The 20,335-nt window shown below is 44.3% G+C and carries 22 protein-coding genes; 10 read left to right on the top strand and 12 right to left on the bottom strand.

The annotated features are described in order from the left end of the window. The first annotated feature begins 48 nt into the window (after positions 1-48). The 3 genes from FSB76_RS21030 to FSB76_RS21020 all read left to right on the top strand — a co-directional run bounded on the left by FSB76_RS21030 (position 49) and on the right by FSB76_RS21020 (position 3,379). Entirely contained in the window at positions 49-1,590 is a 1,542-nt protein-coding gene (locus tag FSB76_RS21030) for a DHA2 family efflux MFS transporter permease subunit (RefSeq protein WP_147056817.1), read from the top strand. 627 nt (positions 1,591-2,217) lie between these two features. Further along, a complete protein-coding gene (locus FSB76_RS21025; protein WP_147056815.1) occupies positions 2,218-2,826 on the top strand; it encodes a TetR/AcrR family transcriptional regulator in 609 nt (202 codons plus the stop codon). A 163-nt stretch (positions 2,827-2,989) separates the two neighbouring features. Further along, on the top strand, positions 2,990-3,379 hold the full coding sequence (locus FSB76_RS21020) for a response regulator (protein WP_147056814.1): 390 nt from the start codon (positions 2,990-2,992) through the stop codon (positions 3,377-3,379). A gap of 636 nt (positions 3,380-4,015) precedes the next feature. Here the strand turns inward: FSB76_RS21020 and FSB76_RS21015 are convergent. Continuing rightward, entirely contained in the window at positions 4,016-4,312 is a 297-nt protein-coding gene (locus tag FSB76_RS21015) for a hypothetical protein (protein ID WP_147056812.1), read from the bottom strand. 86 nt (positions 4,313-4,398) lie between these two features. Then, positions 4,399-5,076 (bottom strand): pseudouridine synthase, encoded by a 678-nt coding sequence (locus tag FSB76_RS21010; RefSeq protein WP_147056810.1) that lies wholly within the window; start codon positions 5,074-5,076, stop codon positions 4,399-4,401. Between the two features lie 363 nt (positions 5,077-5,439). Here FSB76_RS21010 and FSB76_RS21000 point away from each other — a divergent pair, with 363 nt between their 5' ends. Continuing rightward, a complete protein-coding gene (locus FSB76_RS21000; protein WP_147056808.1) occupies positions 5,440-6,591 on the top strand; it encodes an acyltransferase family protein in 1,152 nt (383 codons plus the stop codon). Positions 6,592-6,676: 85 nt separating this feature from the next. Here FSB76_RS21000 and FSB76_RS20995 read toward each other — a convergent pair whose 3' ends face one another. The 3 genes from FSB76_RS20995 to FSB76_RS20985 form a co-directional block, all read right to left on the bottom strand. Then, positions 6,677-7,549, bottom strand: a complete 873-nt coding sequence (locus FSB76_RS20995; RefSeq protein WP_147056806.1) for a 3-keto-disaccharide hydrolase — start codon at positions 7,547-7,549, stop codon at positions 6,677-6,679. A gap of 412 nt (positions 7,550-7,961) precedes the next feature. Further along, the gene (gene rlmF, locus FSB76_RS20990) at positions 7,962-8,918 is read right to left on the bottom strand and encodes a 23S rRNA (adenine(1618)-N(6))-methyltransferase RlmF (protein ID WP_147056804.1); all 957 of its coding nucleotides are present in this window, start codon (positions 8,916-8,918) and stop codon (positions 7,962-7,964) included. A gap of 41 nt (positions 8,919-8,959) precedes the next feature. Beyond that, positions 8,960-9,433, bottom strand: coding sequence for a nucleoside triphosphate pyrophosphohydrolase family protein (locus FSB76_RS20985; RefSeq protein ID WP_225976262.1), 474 nt, complete (start codon positions 9,431-9,433; stop codon positions 8,960-8,962). A 320-nt stretch (positions 9,434-9,753) separates the two neighbouring features. On the opposite strand from FSB76_RS20985, the gene FSB76_RS20980 reads away from it, so the two are divergent. The 4 genes from FSB76_RS20980 to FSB76_RS20965 all read left to right on the top strand — a co-directional run bounded on the left by FSB76_RS20980 (position 9,754) and on the right by FSB76_RS20965 (position 13,825). Next, positions 9,754-10,134: a hypothetical protein gene (locus FSB76_RS20980; protein ID WP_147056802.1), complete on the top strand. Its 381-nt coding sequence runs from the start codon at positions 9,754-9,756 to the stop codon at positions 10,132-10,134. Positions 10,135-10,293: 159 nt separating this feature from the next. Further along, positions 10,294-11,904, top strand: coding sequence for a sensor histidine kinase (locus FSB76_RS20975; protein ID WP_147056800.1), 1,611 nt, complete (start codon positions 10,294-10,296; stop codon positions 11,902-11,904). Next, positions 11,891-12,292 carry a response regulator gene (locus FSB76_RS20970; protein WP_147056798.1) on the top strand — a complete coding sequence of 134 codons (402 nt, stop codon included), beginning with the start codon at positions 11,891-11,893 and terminating at the stop codon, positions 12,290-12,292. Before FSB76_RS20975 ends, FSB76_RS20970 begins: the two co-directional genes overlap by 14 nt. Before the next feature lie 105 nt (positions 12,293-12,397). Continuing rightward, positions 12,398-13,825, top strand: a complete 1,428-nt coding sequence (locus FSB76_RS20965) for a DUF2142 domain-containing protein (protein WP_147056796.1) — start codon at positions 12,398-12,400, stop codon at positions 13,823-13,825. 4 nt (positions 13,826-13,829) lie between these two features. Here FSB76_RS20965 and FSB76_RS20960 read toward each other — a convergent pair whose 3' ends face one another. From FSB76_RS20960 to FSB76_RS20940, 5 genes are all read right to left on the bottom strand, one after another. Beyond that, positions 13,830-14,243 (bottom strand): VOC family protein, encoded by a 414-nt coding sequence (locus FSB76_RS20960; RefSeq protein ID WP_147056794.1) that lies wholly within the window; start codon positions 14,241-14,243, stop codon positions 13,830-13,832. A gap of 69 nt (positions 14,244-14,312) precedes the next feature. After that, on the bottom strand, positions 14,313-14,738 hold the full coding sequence (locus FSB76_RS20955) for a helix-turn-helix domain-containing protein (RefSeq protein ID WP_147056792.1): 426 nt from the start codon (positions 14,736-14,738) through the stop codon (positions 14,313-14,315). A 170-nt stretch (positions 14,739-14,908) separates the two neighbouring features. After that, positions 14,909-15,265, bottom strand: a complete 357-nt coding sequence (locus FSB76_RS20950; RefSeq protein ID WP_147056790.1) for a VOC family protein — start codon at positions 15,263-15,265, stop codon at positions 14,909-14,911. 1 nt (position 15,266) lies between these two features. Continuing rightward, entirely contained in the window at positions 15,267-15,584 is a 318-nt protein-coding gene (locus tag FSB76_RS20945; protein ID WP_147056788.1) for an ArsR/SmtB family transcription factor, read from the bottom strand. Further along, a complete protein-coding gene (locus FSB76_RS20940) occupies positions 15,581-16,018 on the bottom strand; it encodes an SRPBCC family protein (protein WP_147056786.1) in 438 nt (145 codons plus the stop codon). The genes FSB76_RS20945 and FSB76_RS20940 overlap by 4 nt, the downstream gene beginning before the upstream one ends. A 183-nt stretch (positions 16,019-16,201) precedes the next feature. Between FSB76_RS20940 and FSB76_RS20935 the strand changes: the two genes are divergently transcribed. Both FSB76_RS20935 and FSB76_RS20930 read left to right on the top strand, forming a co-directional pair. After that, positions 16,202-17,350, top strand: coding sequence for a DUF3095 family protein (locus FSB76_RS20935; protein ID WP_147056784.1), 1,149 nt, complete (start codon positions 16,202-16,204; stop codon positions 17,348-17,350). A 92-nt stretch (positions 17,351-17,442) separates the two neighbouring features. Beyond that, entirely contained in the window at positions 17,443-17,703 is a 261-nt protein-coding gene (locus tag FSB76_RS20930; protein ID WP_090644975.1) for a (2Fe-2S) ferredoxin domain-containing protein, read from the top strand. 252 nt (positions 17,704-17,955) lie between these two features. Here the strand turns inward: FSB76_RS20930 and FSB76_RS20925 are convergent, their stop codons facing one another. Continuing rightward, entirely contained in the window at positions 17,956-18,789 is an 834-nt protein-coding gene (locus FSB76_RS20925) for an HNH endonuclease family protein (RefSeq protein ID WP_147056782.1), read from the bottom strand. A gap of 6 nt (positions 18,790-18,795) precedes the next feature. Further along, positions 18,796-20,043, bottom strand: a complete 1,248-nt coding sequence (locus FSB76_RS20920; protein WP_147056779.1) for an AAA family ATPase — start codon at positions 20,041-20,043, stop codon at positions 18,796-18,798. Positions 20,044-20,335 lie beyond the last annotated feature (292 nt).

Genomic DNA, 20,335 nt, shown 5'->3' with positions numbered 1-20,335 from the left:
ATAGAATATACCATTCGGTATATTCTATAGTATTTATTCAGCCCCGCCATGAAAAAAAGCATTCTCATCATCACTGTTATTACCGCCGCTATGATGGAGCTTATTGATACCTCAATAGTCAATGTAGCGCTGTCGCACATGAGTGGTAACCTGGGATCAACCCTGGAAGATACTTCCTGGGTTATCACTGCTTACGCCATCGCCAATATCATCGTCATCCCCATGACCAGCTTTTTAGCCACCAAGCTGGGCAGGCGCAATTATTATATAGGCTCCATCATCGCTTTTACCTTTTTTTCGGCCATGTGCGGGCTGGCGTCAAATATCTGGACATTGGTACTGTTCCGTTTTTTGCAGGGCATAGGCGGCGGTGCGCTGTTATCAGTATCGCAGGCAATCGTTTTTGAAGTTTATGGCAAAGCCCGTGCGGGTATTGCCAGCGCCTTATTTGGCGTGGGTGTATTTTTAGGCCCAACCATTGGCCCCACCCTTGGCGGTTTCATCACCGAAAACTACTCCTGGCCCTGGATATTTTTTATCAATATCCCCATAGGTATTGCCGTTGCGGTATCCAGCATTTTGCTGGTTACCGAACCCGAGATAAAAGTAACACCCAAAGCCGTCGACTGGTGGGGTATCCTGTTGTTGATTATAGGCGTCGGCTCGCTCCAAACGGTGCTGGAGCGCGGCGAAACTGACGATTGGTTTTCTGCAGGTTATATCGTAGTGTTAACCGTTATTGCCGTTTTCAGTATTCTCATCTTCATCTGGTGGGAGCTTACCATCCCCAACCCCGTTATTGATTTGCGGGTGCTTAAAAGCAAATCGCTGGCGGTTGCTGCGGTACTTACCGCGGTAACAGGTGTAGGCCTGTTTACATCGGTGTTTTTAACGCCGGTGCTGGCACAGCGGGTATTACTATTCCCGCCTACTATAACGGGGCTTACCTTGCTGCCGGGTGCTATATTGGCCATTTTTGGCCTGCTGTTTTCGGCCACCCTGCTCAAACGGGGCGTATCGCCACTAATAATTATCACCATCGGCTTTGTTTTGTTTATAATTTTCAGCTTCCTGATGTCGGGCCTAAACCTCGAAGCCACGCCCGGCAACCTGGCCAGGATACTTATATTCAGGGCTTTGGGGCTGGCTTTTTTAACCGTTCCGCTTACGGCATTGGCAGTATCGGGGTTAGATGCCAAAGATGTTCCGCAGGGATCGGCATTAAACAACATGATGCGGCAGCTTGGCGGCTCGTTCGGTATCGCTATGATCAATACTTATGTGGCCCATCGTTTTGGATCTCACCGCAACGATCTTATCTCTAACATCAGCATATATAATCCGCAGGCTACACAACGTATCAATGGGCTAACCCAATATTTTGCGGCCAAAAGCGGCACGCTGATAGAGGCACAGCACAAAGCGATGGCTGTAGTAAATAACGGGATAGACCGGCAATCATTCCTGATGAGTTACCTGGATGCCTATATTTTTGTGGGCCTGTTATTTGTATTGGCGATGCCTTTATTGCTGGTGGTGCTCGATCGTAAAAAACAGGCGGGGCCGGTGGTTTTAGTGAGCGACCATTAATAACAGGACAATTAAAAGCGCAGCAAGGGCAAAGATTTAGCGCAAATGTTGTGGAACCCATCACATTTGCGCTTCTTTAAAAAAAGCGGTGGAAAAGTGCGATTCCCCTCTTGAGAGGGCCGGAGGGGTGTGTTATGCGCGCAATGAAACGTGGAAAACACACCCCTGCCAACGCACCTTCCACCGCGCCCCCTCTCGAGAGGGGAATAAAAAATATATTTGATAATCAACATATTATAATGACATGTTTGTAAGTCACTGACTGTCAATATCAAATATTCGTCATTGCGAGGTACGAAGCAATCCCCTACATGCTAAGTCCCACATAGTTCGGGATTGCTTCGTACCTCGCAATGACGGTAGTTTAGGGCATTTTTAACCAAATCCGTTGCACGTCATCACTGTTTTTTCCAGCCTGGTTGGTGGTATCTCGGCAATGACGGTTCTATTGTATTTTTGTTCATGACGTCATCACTGTTTTTTTAGGGGGCAACCCTGATGCTCACACGCAATGACTGGAGTTTGGGACATTGGTTTAACTATATTTAGTTGCACGTCATAAGCATTTTTTAAGGTTTTACATAACGGGCACTCGCAATATCAAATACCAGCCGGTATATTTGTATTATGGAAAAGGAATTATCAAAAGCAGAACGCACCCGCAAGTTCATTGTAGAAACAACAGCACCCATCTTCAATAAAAAAGGATATGCCGGTACTTCGCTGTCTGATTTGACGGATGCTACAGGCCTTACCAAAGGGAGCATTTACGGAAACTTTGCCAATAAAGAGGAAGTTGCGGCAGCGGCTTTCGACCATAATTCGGCCATGATCAGGAGGCAGATCCAGGACAGGATTCAAAAGGCAGGCACTTATTATGAAAAACTGCTGGTGTATGCCCAGGTGTATCATAGTTTTACCCGTACCGGCACTTTTCCTGAAGGCGGCTGCCCCATTTTAAATACCGCGGTAGATGCCGATGATACCAACCCATTGTTAAAAGAGAAAGCCGCCCAGGCGGTGCTGCGCTGGCGAAAATCGATAGAAAACCTGATTACTGCCGGCATACAAGCCGGAGAATTTAAGCCGGATGCTGATGCCGACGGTACGGCCCTATCGATGATTGCGCTGATAGAAGGCGGCATTATGATAGCCAAGGTTACCAACACCCCGGCAAGCCTGGATAGGGTATTGCAAACTGTAAATGTTTTAATAACCGCCCTTAAAGCAACTTAACGCTATTGCGGGCGCGCAATTGCAAAATTGTCGGCTTAATGTAAGAAGACTGTTACCCAAAAAAATATTTAGCTGTAATTCAAAACATTACAACAACAGGTTGTAGCCGCAAAAAACAAAACCTAAATCTGCCACGTTATTGAGAGTACCAATTATATAAAAAATGTCTAAAAAAATCTTGATACTTGATGATAGCGAAGATATCCTTGAGGTGATGAAAGACGTACTCGAGATGGAGGGTTACGAGATTGAAATTTTGAATTACACCGATGACATATGCAAATCGGCCATGGCTTTTAACGCCGACCTGGTGATATTAGATTATATCCTTTTTGGTATAAACGGCGGCGAACTTTGCCATATCCTAAAAACCAACCCGCTCACGGCCCATATACCGGTAGTTATGGTTTCGGCTTATCCCCGGGTGCTGGAGTCATTGGGTAACTATGGCTCTGATGCGTTTGTGGCCAAGCCATTTAGCCTTGCCGATATTGTTAGCACCGTAAAAGAGTGCTTATTGAAGGCCGGGGACATTGAGCATAGTCTGAACTAAAATTTAGCGGAACGCTAAAGCTGAGAATGACGCTTAAAATAAGAAGCTTCCTAATTGAGTTATAAAATGTCGGGGAATTCTGAAAGGGGGAATGATGTATATCGCATGGCGGCGAGTCGACTCACCCCGACGAGGCTACGCCCGTCTGCCCCTCTCTCCGCTTCGCGCATAGAGGGGCGAAAAAATAATTTTTCTTTCCTCAACCCTCTTTGCGGCGCAGCCGGAGAGAGGTCGGCCAGCGCAGCGTAGCCGGGGTGAGTCGTAGCCAGCGTTCAAAAACGTCATGAGCAGTGGTAAAATTTCGGGAAACTCTGGCAGAGGAATGACAACGATTTGATCCCTAATGTCATGCCGAACTTGTTTCGGCACCCCACATGCTAAGTGTACTTCATGCGGGCTACCTGTCCTGTGGGATCCTGAAACAAGTTCAGGATGACTTCCGTTTTTAAACATGTCATGGGTAAACAGAGTGAAGAATCTACTCACGAACTTTTCTATCGGCGATGCATGTCGGTTAACAGATTCTTCACTCCGTTCAGAATGATAAAAGGGTTATTTCCAAACACACGATGTGGCGGCATAATCAAACAAATTCGGCACTGCGCTTTTTGAGTATACCAAACAACAAGGATTTGATTACCCTATACTATGCTCGTCAAACTCCCTGTCTTCGGCGTTAGGCTGGTGGTAGTTTTTGATAAAACTTGCAATTTCTTCGGCTTGCAGGTGGGTAAGGTCGCCCATACCGCTGTACTCCCACTGGTTCATGTTATCGTCAAAAACAATATCGCCTAAATCAACCATACCCTCGTTCAACCCAAAAACACCGGTAGCTTGTATGTGTCCACCCGTTGCGGGCTGGGTTACCGGGTTAATGGTAATGTAACGGTCGCCATTTGATGTATATAACGTATAATCTACAGGCTTTGTCATGTTTAATCTATTTGCATTACCTACAAATACAACGCCGTTTTGTTTATTTTATTTAGCTAAAACGTTACCAGCAGTCAGCTAAAACGTTACCAGCCCATTATTTCCATTACCCTTGCAAATTCGGGCTGGAAACCGGCATTTATAGTGATTTGCCGGCCCGTAACCGGGTGGCTGAATTGCAGGTGCGATGCGTGGAGCAACATGGTGTTCATATCCCAGGTTTCGGTAAAAAACTTATTTTGCTTGTTACAGCCATGCGTACGATCGCCGATAATGGGGTGAAATATGTGGGCAAAATGTTTACGCAGCTGGTGCATGCGCCCCGTGGTTGGTACAGCCTCAACCAGCGAGTACCTTGATGTGGGGTGCGCGCCAAAAGGCACATCAAGTTCGGCACGTTTAAGTGTGGTGTATGTGGTAAAAGCATCCTGTAACGTTCCGTTCTCTTTGCGTAACGGGTAATCAATATCCTCTGTATCAACGGTATGCCCGCGCACAATGGCCAGGTATTTTTTTTGCACCTTGTTATCCATAAAAGCCTGCTGCATGGCTATCTCCACCTGCTTATCCAGCGCAAAAAGTAAAATGCCGCCCGTTTTCCTGTCTATCCGGTGTACCGGGTTAACCTTCTGCCCTATCTGATCGCGCAATATCTGCAACGCAAACTCCGTAGCCTCTGCCGCTATGGGCGACCGGTGTACCAACAGGCCATGCGGCTTATTAACAGCAATAAGGTACTCATCCCGGTATATGATCTCTAACATCGGGTAAAGGTAGGGATATAGTTGATTAAGTTGGATTGAGTTGATTAGGTTGGATTTTGTTGATTAGGTTGAATAAGTTGGATTGGGTTTCATATTTTACATAATGTTCACTCACAACTCACAACTCACAACTCACAACTCACAACTCACAACTCACAACTCACAACTCACAACTCACAACTCACAACTCACAACTCACAACTCACAACTCACAACTCACAACTCACAACTCACAACTCACCTACTCACAACTCACAACTCACAACTCACAACTAAATTTTAAAAAGTCCATCATCTAAAAAAAATATTTTAATTAGTTTATTCTTTTTATATCTTTAGTTCATCACAATAAACCGTAAAATAATGACAGCCAAAGCAAAAACCGTTACAGGCGATACCGCGCCTGATAGTATCAATTCGGCGCCTACCAGGCTTTTCTCGTTGGATGCCCTGCGCGGATTTGATATGTTTTGGATTATGGGTGGCGAAGAGATATTTCATACCATGGCCAAAGCTACGGGCTCGCCTTTCTGGGGCTCCATCGCCAACCAGTTTACTCATCCCGATTGGAACGGTTTTCATTTATATGATCTGATTTTTCCGCTGTTCCTGTTCATGGCAGGCGTATCAACCCCATTTTCGGTCGGCCGCGAGCTGGAAAAAGGAAAAAGCAGGCAGCAACTGGTATTGCGTGTTATAAAAAGGGCGTTCATATTGGTTTTGCTGGGCCTGGTGGTAAACAACGGCTTAAAAATTATGCCTGTGAGTGAGATCCGCTTTGCAAGCGTACTGGGCCGCATAGGTATAGCCTATATGTTTGCCAATATTATTTACCTGTACAGCAGCGAGCGCATGCAAATGGTTTGGTTTTGGGCATTTATTATAGGCTACTGGCTGCTGTTAAAATTCACTTCGGCACCGGGATATCCGCATGGCGATTTAACCATGCAGGGCAATTTTGCATCCTACATGGATAGGGTTATACTGCCCGGAAAACTATATTTAGGCATCCATGATCCCGAAGGATTGTTCTCGACCATCCCGGCCATAAGTACCGGGCTACTGGGTATTATTACCGGCACCATCCTTAAAAAAACAGGCCTGGCGCAAATGAAAAAAGTAGCCATCCTTGCCATCACCGGCGTGGCTTTCCTGATCATCGCCCAGGTTTGGAACCTAGATTTCCCTATCAACAAAAACCTGTGGACCAGCTCGTTTGTAATGCAGGTGGGCGGTTTAAGCTTATTGCTGATGGCTTTCTTTTACTATATTATTGATGTGCTGGGCTACCAAAAATGGTCGTTTTATTTTAGGGTGATAGGGATGAATTCCATCCTCATTTATGTATCGGGGCACTTCATTAAATGGAGTTACACCAACAACGGTTTCTTCGGCTGGATAGGCCAGCTCATAGGCGATCCGTTTAACGCCGTGGCCATGGCCATTACCTTTGTAATGGTGAAATGGCTGTTTTTATATTATTTGTATCAGAAGAAAACGTTTTTAAGGGTGTGAGCCCCACCCAAACCCTCCCCGGTAGGGAGGGCTTTAAAAACTTGCATATCAAAAGTCTCCCCTACCGGGGGAGATTTAGAGGGGGCTAAAACAACCCCGCGTACTCCTCCGGCATTTTATCAATACTTTTAATCTGGATATCTTTAAAATAAACTTCGGCGGCTTCGCTTTGCAGCTGGAGCTTGCCTTTGGTTAGGGGCTTGCTTTCCTTACCGTCCTGGTAGCCCAGGTTCGATAGCGCATTTACTACATGGCCGTTTACAATGTAAACACTTTTATCGTCATAGCAAATTAACTCCATGGTGTTCCATTCGCCTTTGGGGTTTTCAAAGTTTTGCCGGCGCTGACAAAAACCCTGGTTAGGTGCCCCTACGCCCATGAAAACCTTATCCGCGTTTTTATTAAACACGTAATTGGGCACGCCGTCGGGTTTGCTGGCCCTCACGGTGGCGTGTGCGGTACCCACGTTCCAGTAGTCGCCAATGCCGCCTTCCATCACCTGGAATTCCTGCGATAACATCCAGGCATGAAAATAATCGGCACCACACTCGCCCTGCGAATGGTATAACAAACCCGAATCCATAGGTTCGTTTAAACGCGGCTCCCATTTTTTGGTACCGAATTTGGTTTTCAACCTGAGGCGGTAATTTTGAAATTCCTGTTTAGTATAAATGCAACCATATATCTCGCCGGTGATATGCAATACAGGTTCGCCATGCTGCATCTCGACAGAAAATAAATTGCCTTCATTTTTATCGTAACCAATTGGCGGCAGCGTTTTACCATCAGCGTCTTTTGGTGCTTCGCCTTTGTAGGGATAGGTTAACCGGTAACTTTGATAAATAGTCCATTTGCTCATCTTTTTATCCATAAGCTTAACCCAGCCATTATCGGGATTAAAAGAAGTAAGGCCAGCCAAAACCAGGCAGCCAAGCGTAAGCACTAAAGTTTTTTTCATAGTGGTGAGAAACTATAATTTTAAGAAATCTAAATCAATCCGCAATCGATTGTAGTTGCATACCAATGTAAGCAATCGACATTGCAGAAATACAGCAGATGCTAAAAAACGACAAGGAAATGTTTAAATGTTATTGAAAAAGAACCCGATTGCGGGAACATAAAACCGGGGACGCTGTACCATCGCATGTCGGCGAAGACTCACCCTGTCGAGGCTACGCCCGACATCCCTCTCTTCTGCTTCGCAGTAAAGAGGGGCTTGAATATCAATTAAAAGTTCATTGGTTCATTGGTTCATTGGTTCATTGGAACGCGGGCATAGCGGGCAACAAGCTTTCGACAGCATCGGCAACCGGGTTAACAACTAACCACCAGAAAAGACCAATGAACTAATGAACAAGTGAACTAATGAACTACTTAACCCACTCCTTTTGCTCTTCCGGGGTAAAGTAAGTCCAGGCCATAATGCGGCTGGCCTTTTGGCCTTGCGACATGTTGATGGTTTGCACCTCGACAGCACCGGCTTTTTGCAGGGCATTATATAAAATACGCAGGTTCTCTTTTTTTGATACCAGGGTGGTAAACCAAAGGCATTGTTTGGCAACGCGTGTGCTTTGCGTGGCCATTTGCTTTAAAAAAGCAGCCTCGCCGCCGGGATACCATAATTCCATATTCTGGCCGCCAAAATTTAATACAGGTTCTTCCCTCCCTGTTTTCAGGCCCAGGTTATTCCATTTGCGTTTGGATCCTTCGGCAGCTTCCCTGATAGACGCATGGAATGGTGGGTTACATAGTGTAAGATCAAACAGTTCGCCCGGTTTAACAGCGAATGTAAAAATATCTGCTTTGTGTTTTTGCAGGCGCAGTTCAATAGCGGCTTTTAATTCCTTACTCTGGTCTATTATTTTTTGTGCCGATGCCAGGGCTTCCTCATCAATATCAACCCCCATAAAGCTCCAGCCATATTCCTGGTGCCCGATGATAGGATAAACACAATTGGCGCCCACACCAATATCAAGTACGCGCACTTTTTTTCCTTTACGCACTACCCCATCATTGGTGGTAGCCAGCAAATCGGCAGCGTAATGAATATAATCGGCCCGGCCCGGTATGGGCGGGCAAAGGTAACCTTCGGGTATATCCCAGTACTCAACCCGGTAATGGTGTTTAAGCAAGGCCCTGTTGAGCAACTTTACAGCTTCGGGATCCGAGAAATTGATAGTTTCGTTCTCGTACTTATTTACTGTAACAAAGGCACGTAACTTGGGCATCGCCTTTATAAGCGCATTAAAATCATATCCCATACGGTGCGCATTGCGCGGGTGCATGGTTTCTTTTACTTCGGGCTTATCTGGTGTGGGTTGTGGCAAAATATTTATTTTAATGTTCGGTTAGTTAATAGTTTTGGCTTTTAGCCTATTATCGCTCCCAAACTTGCGGGCGAGTAATTGATAGATTTAAGCGTTTTATTATCGGCAGTGCGGTAAACCAAAAACAGCCCGTCAACCTCTTTGTAGTGCGACTCGACACCTGTTGTACTGCGGTAATGTTCAATGGTTTGGTTAGCTTCCTCTACAGTTTTGCAGGCTTTGCTCATGTTTGAGCGGTGCACCTCATCAAACAACTCCTTAAACTTTGCGGCAAGGCCAAACTCCAGTACCGCGCCGGCCAGTACATATTGCAAATCGCAAAGGGCGTCGGCAACTTCAACCAGGTTGTTATCATCAACGGCCTGCTGCAATTCTTTCAACTCTTCGGCCAGCAATTCAATACGCAGCTGGCTGCGTTGCTTTGACGGAATGGCCGGTGCTGCAACAATTGGATGCTTGAAGGTGCTGTGGAACTCGGCAACCTGGTTTAGTGAATTTAAATCGTTAATGGTCATTTTAATGCTAAAGTATCTGAGCCTGCTAAGTTATGAATAAGCTAAGGGCTTTCAAAAAGCCGAGTTTTAAAAAGGTCGTACATAATTAAAACATAGTGATTTGAATAATGTTGACGCTTTGGGATTACTGTATAGTAATGCAATTTTGCAATGCATAAGAAATCATTAACCAGCTAAATGGCAGCGAGTTATAATAACACTGACTTAACATACATCATAGTTGTTAACATAAACATAATATTAAAATAGCATTTAGTTAACGTACCTTTGTGCCGAAATTAAAATTCTTGATCAACCTGAATTTTTTCCATCCCCGACATATGAAAGATAAAAAAGTAAAATCAGTAGCGAAAGAGGCCCGCAAGGCCCTTAAAAAACAATTAAACGATAAATTTACAGCTCAGTTAAAAACCATCGTCAGCGAATTTGAGCCCGAATTGAAAGGCCTGACCAAAGCAATTGAGAAGGCTTCAAAAAATCTGGCCAAAGCAATTTCGGCAAAAATAGGCGACAAAAAAGACGAACCGGCAGCCCCGGTAAAAAAAACAAAGGAAATTGTTGTTGAAGTTAAATCACCGGATTTACCAATAGTTAAAGAAACAACACCTCAGCCGCCGGCTGCAAAAGTTACCAAAACAACAGCCAAAATAGCTGCTCCTAAGTCAACCGCCAGCAAAAAGGAAAGCATCCCCGCAAAATAAACCTGTAAATACGACGGTTATTTTTGCCGGAGCCTGATATTTTTTGTTCATAAATAGCAATTTTATTAACTTGATTAACAAATAGTTAAATTCAATTTAACTATTGTAAGTTAAAATAAAAAATGTAAATTGTCAGTTGCGAAAAACTGATAATTTACATTGATTAGACCAGATTCATTAGCATCAAAAGCGAATAGCGTTTGTGGTGCCCAATGCGGCAAAGTGCAACAAGCGGCAATTGCCAAAGCAGGACTTTACCAACAGGTAAAGGATTTTTTTTCTGGTATATTTGACACCAGCAACTGGCCCGCCCGCTGGCATTGCGGCACATGGAGCGAGTTTCATGGCTGGCTGTACATTTTTTCGGACCTGCTCATAGCGGTATCTTATTTTGCAATCCCCTTGTTGCTTATCGTCCTGCTCACCAAACGCAAGGATGTGCCTTTTCCAAAAATACTTTGGTTGTTTGTTGTGTTTATTATTTTATGCGGCATTACCCATTTGATAGATGCCGGCATTTTTTGGTGGCCTGCGTACCGCCTGAGCGCGTTGTTAAGGTTACTTACCGGTATGGTATCGGTAACAACAGTATATGCGTTATACCGTATTATGCCCACGGTGCTTTCGTTACGATCTGTAGATGAGCTGCAAAAGGAAATAAATGAGCGTAAAATTGCCGAAAAAAAGTTAGCTGCCAGCGAGTTCCTGTTGCTGGAAGCCGGCCGGATGGGCAAATTTGGTGGCTGGGAAATGGATTTAGCTACAAACAAAAACACCTGGTCGGAAACTATTTTTGATATCCACGAGTTGCCTTATGATTATGATCCTACTCTTTACGATTACAGCCGCTTTTATCCCGAACCATACCTTACAGTAATAACCCAGGCAATAAATGAGTGCCAGGATACCGGCAAAGGTTACGACCTGGAATTGCAGCTGATAACGGCCAAAAATAACCGGGTGTGGGTGCGCGCCCGTGGCGAGATGTTATACGATGAGCATAGCAAGCCCGCCAAATTAAGAGGTGTGTTTATGGATATAGATAAATACAAGCTGAATGAGCTCTCGTTAAACAAAACCGTAGAAATGGTTACCAAAAACAACCAGCAGCTCAAAAACTTTACGCACATCCTATCCCATAACATCCGTAACCATGCCAGCAATATCTCGCTGGTGTCGTCATTAATTGATGAAAGCACTTTGGATGAAGAAAATGCCGAGCTGTTTCAAAAAATTAAAAAGATTTCTCAGGGATTGAATACCACCCTGGAAGATTTATCATACGCCATTAAAATTAAAGACGAGATTATAGAGGCCGAACAGATAAGCTTTGAGGAGATAACGGACAAAATTTTGGGGATCATCGAATCGGACATTGCTGTAAACCGCGCGGTAATTACCCGGCAGTTTGAGGTTAAAGAGGTTACGTTCCCTAAAATTTACCTGGAAAGCATCCTGATGAACCTGTTAAATAACGCCATAAAATACCGCAAGCCAACAGTGGAGCCAAGGGTTTTATTAAAAACATACCGGGACGAAAACGGAAACACTGTTTTAGAATGTACCGATAATGGCATCGGCATTGACCTTACGCTACACGAAAAAAAGATTTTTGGCCTTTATAAAACTTTTCATGACCGCAAAGACTCGCATGGGGTTGGTTTATTTTTAACCAAAACCCAGGTCGACTCGCAAGGCGGGCAAATAACCGTAACAAGCAAGCCCAACAGCGGCAGCACATTTAAAATAACTTTTAATGAAAAAAATTAACACCCTTTGTGTGATAGATGATGATGATATCTACACGTTTACCATCAAACGCATTATTGCCAAAGCGGAAGTTGCCGAAAAAACTATTTTTTTTCATAACGGCCAGGTCGCAATCGATTTCTTTTATAATTGCCTTGAAGTAATCGGCAATCTGCCGGATATGATCCTGCTTGATTTAAACATGCCTGTGCTTGACGGCTGGCAGTTTTTAGATGAATTTATTAAGCTGGTACCCCGCCTTGGCAAAAAAATACTGATTTATATTGTAAGCTCGTCTATTGACGAGGACGACTTTAAACGCGCCAAACAGATGGAACAGGTATCTGACTTTATTGTAAAGCCCCTTAATGCCAACGATCTGAGGAATATTGTAGATCAGTGGGCATAAGGCTGAAAAAGCTTGAAGCCTGGTGTCTGAAGGGCAGGATTTTAAGCATCCCGGCTTTTCTTCGCGCATAATCCTTAGCTTCGCTATTGTTTTGTGCTGATACCTATGTTTACTTTTAATACTTTTTACAACAGCCTTCGGCGGCGCCTGCATTACATATACCTTTTGTATGCCGTGCCGCTGGTGGTTATTATTGCCATAATAACCCCGGCTTTTCAAAGCCCGGATGAGCCTAACCATTTTGCCCGCGCCGAACAGGTTTCGAGGCTTGAATTTGTACCCACTTTTGTTTACGACAAGGCGCACCCCATTACCGCCGCCGATTCAATATCCAAAGATCCGGCTATAGTTTACCCCGACAGGGGTGGCTTCAGGGTTGATAAAGGGATTTACCAGCTCGATCATATTTACAGCCCCCTTGCACGCAACAGCAGTATAAAAGTGGCGGCGCTTAAAACAGATAGTGCCAAAAACTTAAAGTGGCACACGGGCATCATATATTTTAATTTTGGTAATACGGCCATTTACCCGCCGGTTGTTTATTTAATGCAGGCCCTGGGTATTGGGGTGGGTAAGTTGCTTCATTTAAGCATTATTAATACGTTATACCTTTCGAGGATATTGAATGGTTTGCTGTGCGTAACCTTATGTTTTTTTGCCCTGGCGCTGGCCAGGCAAAGTAATATTTTACTATTAATCGTATTACTTTTCCCGATGACGGTATCGTTATTCGCTTCGGTAAGCCAGGATGCTGTTTTAATCAGCTGTTGTTTTTTACTTGTTGGTTTTATAGACGATTTTTCCTTCGGCGATAACCATCGGCCCAAATGGAAGCTGTACACCATGGTTATCCTGGCTACTGTCATCGGCATTGCCAAACCGCCTTATATCATCTTTGCATTTTTGTTCCTGTTTTTAAAGCTTAACCCAAAGCAAAAAGCCCTTAGCATTATTACCCCTTTTACGGTACTGGCGTTTTGGCTCATCATCAATCATGGCAGCTTCATGATCAGGTTTGCACCTGCCGAGATGAGGCTGAACTCAAAATTACAGGTATTGTACATTTTGCACCACCCCCTCAGGTTCATGGGCATGTTTTTTGATTTTGATAAAACGGCATTACAAAACGTAGCCCGTATGTTTGTAGGCGTACTGGCCTGGCTCGATATGCAGTTACCAGATATTTATTACCGCAACGCGTACATTTGCCTTGTTTTAGGCATCATGGTCAGCCTGGGCTTCAAAGGCAACACCAGGCTCAGGGTAGCTTTGCTGGTTTGCGCCATCCTCACCACCATAGCGGTTATATCGGCCCAATATGTTACCTGGACAGCCCTCGAATCGCCAACCCTCGGCGGTATGCAGGGGCGGTACCTTATTCCTATTTTTCCTTTTATCGCGCTCTCAGTAAGTGCTTATGCCATAACCGACAGGTTCGCCCGCTTAAAAGCTACCCTATTATCGGCTGTTTTGCTATTTCCGTTTTATTCGGCTATTATTATGATACAGGTTATCTGCAGCAGGTATTATTAGCCGTTTATTTTTGCTTTTCGCCTAAAGAAAACCAGTTGCCCGAGTCGTCTTTAAACAGTGCCTCAAAGCCGTAAAACTCTTTGGTAGGTTCTTTTTTAAACTCAACGCCCTTGGCTTTCAGTTCCTCGTAAGTTGCAACCAGGTCGTTACATTCAAATACGCCAAAGCCAAAGGTGCCCTGGCTTACCAGGTTGCGCATTTGTTGGGCGGCATCCTTTTTAAACATCATCCCTTCGGCAATAGCCATGAGCGAAATCTCCAGTTCGGGTTGTTCCGGCGGGCATACGGTAAGCCAGCGCATTCCCGGCCCCATGGATGCATCAGTATGCACTTTAAAGCCCAGTTTATTAACGTAAAAATCATAAGCACTGTCCTGGTCCAGAACAAATATGCTTACATGGTTCATTTTTGTGATCATGGTGCCAATTGTTTATTTGCATCAAATATGGATATTAGCAACGGGCTTCACCTATCCAAAATTGCTGTTTTAAACCCAGCCGTTTTCTTGCGCAAAACAATTGGGGATAAACTTCAGCGGCGCTTTCACCATATCGGCGGCTCTTTGAAGTTCCCGCTGCTGGTATACCGATGGCGATAAAAGGATCACCTTTTTAAACAAAGCCGAAAAAGAAGTAACACTATCAAAACCCACTGCATAACAAGCTTCGGTTACAGATGCACCTTTCTGTAAAAGCAGGCGGGCCTGCTCAACCCTCACCGCTATCAGGTACTGGTGCGGGGTTTTGCCATAAGTAGTTTTAAACAGCCGGATAAAGTGAAACTTCGAGAAAAAAGCTTCATCGGCAATATCATCAAGGTTAATGGCCTGGTGATAATGGCCATCAATAAAAAGCTTGGCATGCACAATACGCCTGTACAAATAAATCTTCGGGAATGATGCCATGCCACTCATTAGCTTGCGGTTACAACGCCGGTAAATATCGGGGAATTATCTGAAATCAGAATTTTCAGAATTTAAGAATTAGCAGAATTTTGTCTGAATTCGGATTAAACACATTGGAGGATTATCACAACTCTGACAATTTTCAAATCTTCAAATAATTCTTTTATCTGCAAATCAATTCAGTCCGCGTGCAAGCTCATCACATTGCCGTCGGGATCTTTGATACCCAGGAATTTACCCCAGGGGGTTTCATCAACCTCACCTAATTGGATGCCTTTGGCAGTAAGGTCGGCAATGTCGGCGTCAAGATCGTCGGTTTTGATCACAAAGCCGCGCACGCTGCCGGCCGGCATATCCGGGAACCAGTTTACCAGGGTGATAGAAACAGCCGAGTTTGGGTACCCCATCTGGATCCATTGCGAACCGTTGGGCCCAAAAGGAGCTTCAACAATAACTTCGAAACCCAGTTTCATGTAAAATGCCTTGGCCGCCTGCTGGTTGGTTACCGGGATAGAGATAATTTCAATTGCTTTCATATTATTTGGTGTTTTGGTTTAAAAGATTTTCCAGGTTGTTTAATTTCTGTTTCCAGAAAAGATCAAAGTATTCAATCCACTGTTTTACTTCTTCAAAGCCATCTGCCTTCAATTCACAATAGCGCTCGCGGCCGCTATCTGTAATTACTATCAGCCCGGCATCGTACAGCACCTTTATATGTTTTGAAACCGCGGGCCGGCTGATATCAAAATTGCCCGCAATAGTATTTATGGATTGCTTTTCATGTGATAGCAGCATTAAAATGGCCCGCCGGTTGCTATCGGCAATGGCCTCAAAGGGATCTGTTATTACTCTCATTTTGACTCGTTTAGTAGTTTAGCCAGTCGCCTCGGAATTCCTTTTTTCCAGCCACGTTCCATAAACAGGCTCGATATCATATTCCTGAAGCCTTTGAAGCCGCTATGTTCCAAAACCAGCCTGGTACCATCGCCATCGGCGCTTAACGTCCAGGTAAGTACGGTATCTAATTCAATTACCCCGGGCCTGGGTCCGCCCTTCCAACTGTAAACCAGTTTTTGGCAGGGTATTATCTCCAGTACTTCGCAGTAAACAATACCATCCCATCCCATTTTAGGTAATGGCTTGCTATGGAACTGAAATTTGTGCCCAACCACCGGCTTGAAATCGTTTTTCATCAGCCATTGACTAACCAGGTTGGCATCGGTTAAATAGTGCCAAACTTTTTCTGCCGGATGGGCGAAATACCATTTAATAACTAAATCTCGTTGCATAACATGTAACCTATGGGTTACACAAACATATACGTAACCTATGAGTTACGCAAATAATATTTTTATTTTTTAATCGCTGCGGGTAACTTTTTCGTAATTCAGTTTAAACCGGCCAAAAACAATAAAAGCACATTGGAAAAGCCAGTCGGTTTAAATGAATATGGTTGGTATATTTATACATTCATGTCAGCAAATCAACATCAATTTTACGGTAGCCTGCCGGTTAACAACATCCCGCTTGGCGATCTTTTTATTAGAGAAGATTTATTTAGGGATGTCCCTGATGATTGGCATGTTATCATAACCGATATAAAGGGCTCAACACTGGCTGTACTTGCAGGTGGTTCGCAAAATGTTAACCTGATTGCAACGGGCAGCATTGTTGCGGTGCTCAACATTGCCTTAAAAGCCAATGTTAGTGTGCCTTTCTTTTTTGGTGGCGATGGCGCAACATTTTTGGTACCGCCCATTATTTTGGATGAAGCGATGCAGGCGCTTATACTGTACCGGAAAAACACACTAACTAACTTTCAGATCGACCTGCGCACCGGCACCCTGCCTGTAAAACAGGTTTATGACCAGGGGTATAAACTGCGGATAGCCAAACACCGCATTTCGGAAGTTTTTTCAATCCCCGTTGTTTTGGGCAATGGGCTAAGCTATGCCGAAAAGATTATTAAGGGGCACGATATGCTGCCAAATTATGAAGCCCTGTTAAAGGAAGTTGATCTGACCGGAATGCAATGCCGCTGGGATAAAATTGCCCCGCCCGAAAACACTAACGAGGTACTATCGCTATTGGTTATAGCATCGCATGAAGACGGGCAACCGGAAGTTTTCAGGAAAGTAATGTGCCATATAGATGAGGTTTATGGCGATGAAAAAAAGCGGACCCCTATATCTGTAGCCCAGCTGAAGCTTAAAACCACCTTTAACCGTATTGGCACCGAGATGCGGGCAAGCATGGGCAGGGCACCTTTTTTTGAACAAGTAATAGCCTGGTTTATCAATTTATATGGCCTTATCTTTTTCAGCACCAGTAAGGGTAAACACTACCTGGAAAAACTTGTGGAAATGTCGGACACGCTGGTAATCGATGGGAAGATAAATACCGTAATCAGCGGCACGTTATCGCAGCGAAAGCGTTTGCAAAACGTGCTGGATAAAATGGAAACCGATGGCGAATTATGTTACGGCCTTTATGTAAGCGGCGAATCGGTAATGTCATGCTATGTACGTGATCTTGATGATGGCCACATTCACTTTGTTGATGGCGCCGAAGGCGGATACACACGGGCCGCCAAAATAATAAAGGCCAAGTTGAAGCGATAATGTTATTGGGCAACGCCGCCCCATCTTACAAATCGTATACAACATAATTGTACTAACTTTGTTATTATCAACATATCTTAATAAAACCCGCCATGAGTAAATTTACCATCCCCGACAAAGTATTGTACGTGTGCACCGGCAGCAAATGTGGCAAAAGGGGCGGTAAAGATATGTACAAACTGGCCCGCTCATACGCTAAACATTACCACGGCGATAGCGAAATTGAAGTAATAGAAACAGAATGTACAGACCGATGTAAATTTGCCCCGGTATGCAGTATACAACCTGGTAATACCTGGTTAAGCGAATACAAAGCGAAGGATGTATTGAAGCTGATGGATTTGATACCGTAGGGACTCAGCCATAAATCACTATCTGCTGACTTTGAAATATTCTTTAACTTTATCACAACCTAACTATCTCATTATAAATACCATACAACCTTCGTTTTACCTAAATCAAGGTATTGACTAACAATGATCAGGTTATAATCATCTGGCATTATAATGCAGTGATCCCCAAAGCGGAGAAGCCACTAAGCCGCCGATCATCCGCACAGTTTGGTCGGGCAAAGGAATGGTATGCGTCAGAATCGAAAAAGATTATCAGACCTTATCGTTGAAATACCGGTTCATGCCGGCGAACATATAGTCCGGGGCCAGCATCTCATCAATCTGTTCCTGAATCTCTTTGATTTCCGCCGGATCGGTCGTCTTCGCTAAATTTTTCTTAAACAGCCGGAACGCCTTAAAAATTTTATAGCGGAGATTGCGCAGCTCCAGGCGATTGATACCGTAATGGTCTTCCATCGCTTTGATATAAGGTTTGGCCTTCCGGTTCTTAGCAACGATCGAAACTTCGCGTATAATATCATCCGCTTCGTAAGCGATAAACGCCTTCGGATCGTCCAGGTAAGGATTGAGCAATAAAGCTTGCTCAGCCTGGTGATGCTTGACATAAGTAGCCAATTTATAATCGATCAGGAGGGCCAGGAGGGGATCCGGTGATATCAAGCCCTGCAATGCATCAATCTCTGGATCAGTGGTCACAGCTGTAATCGCCGGTGCGGGAAAACGCTTGCCCTTTATCGGAAAATTATCGCCTTTATAAGTCTGGTTGCAAATCTGACACGCGAACAAGTAGTTATCATAAGTATAAGCGAGCCACCAGTATATGCTTTTAGGGCGATAATGCTCAACATCGCCATGCGCGACTGTAGCCGTATCTGCTTCACAGTAGGCGCATTTTCGATGCGTTTCGGCCTTAAGCTGAACTTTCGCACCCTTCCAATAGGCTTCGCTGAAGGTCACTGGCTTCTTTGGATCCTGCAGGAACAGTCGGCGGGCAGTCAATAATGCCTTGTCCTTTTTCTTTTTTTTCTCACCGCGGTAGCGCTCATGGATTACGGTGGTGTTACGCAGATAGAACAGCTGTATCATGACTCATTAACGGCTGCTTAACTGTGACTCGATCTTTTCCAATAAATCGAATTCCTTCTGCGAATAAGGTGGCATATCCCGGATAGGCAGGTTTTTCTGAAGCGTGAGTTTTACTTCTTCGAAATGCTCCTTTTCCTGAGCGTTGAGGCTTTTTATCCGTTTTTTTAGCGATTCGTATTCTTTTTTGGTATTCTCAATCTCCAGCGATTCGTCTGTTTCCAGTCCAAAAACCGGCGTCATGAGCAGTTGGTTAATAAGCAGATTGCGCGGTGAGCCTTTGAAGGGGATCAGTTTAACCCTATTCTTTTCGTTCCGTTTCAACGCGTACAGTTCATGAACGTCCGCCTGCTGCGCCGTAAGCGGGGAATGCGTTGTCCCGATCACCTGAAAGTTCGGCAATTTCTTACTGATGAATTCGAGCAAATTACGCTGCCATCTCGGATGCAGGTGCAGATCGACTTCATCAATGAGCAATACACCACGGGCTTGAAGCGGATCTATATTATTATGAAAGTTTTGTGTCACGCGATATAACAAATCACCTATCCAGGCAGCCATGTTCTGGTAACCATCGCTCAATTGGTCAAGCGGAACGATCCCGTCTGATGTTTCAAACAGGACCTGCTTTTTCATTTTATCGATTTCGTGAAATGTAGTTCCCGGCAAAAAATCGTTGAGCGTGTTTTTGACAATATCCAACCCGGACTCGCCGGATTGATAATCCAGGTCGATTATCCAACTGGTAAGGTTATTAAGTGGGTAGTTGTTGTAAAATAGATTCCGGACATTGTTATAGCGACCGTATTTAGCCTTTTCCAAACTGAGCGAATCTGCCGAAAGGCGGCGACTCGCGCCATAGGCGACTACGAAATAATTTCTATCGGCATGAAAGATCGCGTTGTCAATTAATTCCAGCGACTTGCGATTATTGAGGATCACATCCGAAAGTGTATCATCCCTCTTGATGGTCAGCGAAATACTCCGCTCTTCATTCTTCTTGGTCTCAATGATCGCATCGACCGTGCATTTTCGTGCGCCATTCCTGATCCAGCTATTTGCATTGCCTAATAGTTCACCGAGCGCATTGCTGCCGCAGGTAATCAGCGCAATCGCTTTCAGCAAATTACTTTTACCGGTGCCATTCTCGCCGAGAATGAGCGTCCACTTCCTGTTCGAATCGCCGTCATGCCTGAAAGACAAAGTGATGTCTTCAAGACATTTGAAGTTATGAAGGGTAATTTGCTTTAAAAACATAGTTCGCTATTAAAAAACTAAGTTACGATTAAATTGAAAACATGTGCAAATATGCTTCCTGCACTATTCCAGGGCTGAATTTCACTCAACGCCCAGTTTCCTTACGCAGCCTTTGTAGCTTTTTGCTTTCTCAGGTAAAAAAGCAGATGGAAATTACTTTTCATAATTACAGGCTTAAAAGGGAAACAAAAGCAAGTTCGCAGCCTGTTGTTATCAAAACGCTATCTATTTTAATATATTGATAATCAAACAATCACAATCAATTTACTGCATAATGCATTCCCATTTAAGT

The sequence above is a fragment of the Mucilaginibacter ginsenosidivorax genome (genome assembly GCF_007971525.1).
GTDB lineage: Bacteria > Bacteroidota > Bacteroidia > Sphingobacteriales > Sphingobacteriaceae > Mucilaginibacter > Mucilaginibacter ginsenosidivorax.
Note: the sequence above shows the minus strand (reverse complement) of the source record. Positions and strands in the feature narration are given on the sequence as shown.

Coding starts and splice junctions, on each gene's coding strand:
- FSB76_RS21030 (WP_147056817.1), top strand. CDS start 49: ATGAAAAAAAGCATTCTCATCATCACTGTTATTACCGCCGCTATGATG.
- FSB76_RS21025 (WP_147056815.1), top strand. CDS start 2,218: ATGGAAAAGGAATTATCAAAAGCAGAACGCACCCGCAAGTTCATTGTA.
- FSB76_RS21020 (WP_147056814.1), top strand. CDS start 2,990: ATGTCTAAAAAAATCTTGATACTTGATGATAGCGAAGATATCCTTGAG.
- FSB76_RS21015 (WP_147056812.1), bottom strand. CDS start 4,312: ATGACAAAGCCTGTAGATTATACGTTATATACATCAAATGGCGACCGT.
- FSB76_RS21010 (WP_147056810.1), bottom strand. CDS start 5,076: ATGTTAGAGATCATATACCGGGATGAGTACCTTATTGCTGTTAATAAG.
- FSB76_RS21000 (WP_147056808.1), top strand. CDS start 5,440: ATGACAGCCAAAGCAAAAACCGTTACAGGCGATACCGCGCCTGATAGT.
- FSB76_RS20995 (WP_147056806.1), bottom strand. CDS start 7,549: ATGAAAAAAACTTTAGTGCTTACGCTTGGCTGCCTGGTTTTGGCTGGC.
- FSB76_RS20985 (WP_225976262.1), bottom strand. CDS start 9,433: ATGACCATTAACGATTTAAATTCACTAAACCAGGTTGCCGAGTTCCAC.
- FSB76_RS20980 (WP_147056802.1), top strand. CDS start 9,754: ATGAAAGATAAAAAAGTAAAATCAGTAGCGAAAGAGGCCCGCAAGGCC.
- FSB76_RS20970 (WP_147056798.1), top strand. CDS start 11,891: ATGAAAAAAATTAACACCCTTTGTGTGATAGATGATGATGATATCTAC.
- FSB76_RS20965 (WP_147056796.1), top strand. CDS start 12,398: ATGTTTACTTTTAATACTTTTTACAACAGCCTTCGGCGGCGCCTGCAT.
- FSB76_RS20960 (WP_147056794.1), bottom strand. CDS start 14,243: ATGATCACAAAAATGAACCATGTAAGCATATTTGTTCTGGACCAGGAC.
- FSB76_RS20955 (WP_147056792.1), bottom strand. CDS start 14,738: ATGAGTGGCATGGCATCATTCCCGAAGATTTATTTGTACAGGCGTATT.
- FSB76_RS20950 (WP_147056790.1), bottom strand. CDS start 15,265: ATGAAAGCAATTGAAATTATCTCTATCCCGGTAACCAACCAGCAGGCG.
- FSB76_RS20945 (WP_147056788.1), bottom strand. CDS start 15,584: ATGAGAGTAATAACAGATCCCTTTGAGGCCATTGCCGATAGCAACCGG.
- FSB76_RS20940 (WP_147056786.1), bottom strand. CDS start 16,018: ATGCAACGAGATTTAGTTATTAAATGGTATTTCGCCCATCCGGCAGAA.
- FSB76_RS20935 (WP_147056784.1), top strand. CDS start 16,202: ATGTCAGCAAATCAACATCAATTTTACGGTAGCCTGCCGGTTAACAAC.
- FSB76_RS20930 (WP_090644975.1), top strand. CDS start 17,443: ATGAGTAAATTTACCATCCCCGACAAAGTATTGTACGTGTGCACCGGC.
- FSB76_RS20925 (WP_147056782.1), bottom strand. CDS start 18,789: ATGATACAGCTGTTCTATCTGCGTAACACCACCGTAATCCATGAGCGC.
- FSB76_RS20920 (WP_147056779.1), bottom strand. CDS start 20,043: ATGTTTTTAAAGCAAATTACCCTTCATAACTTCAAATGTCTTGAAGAC.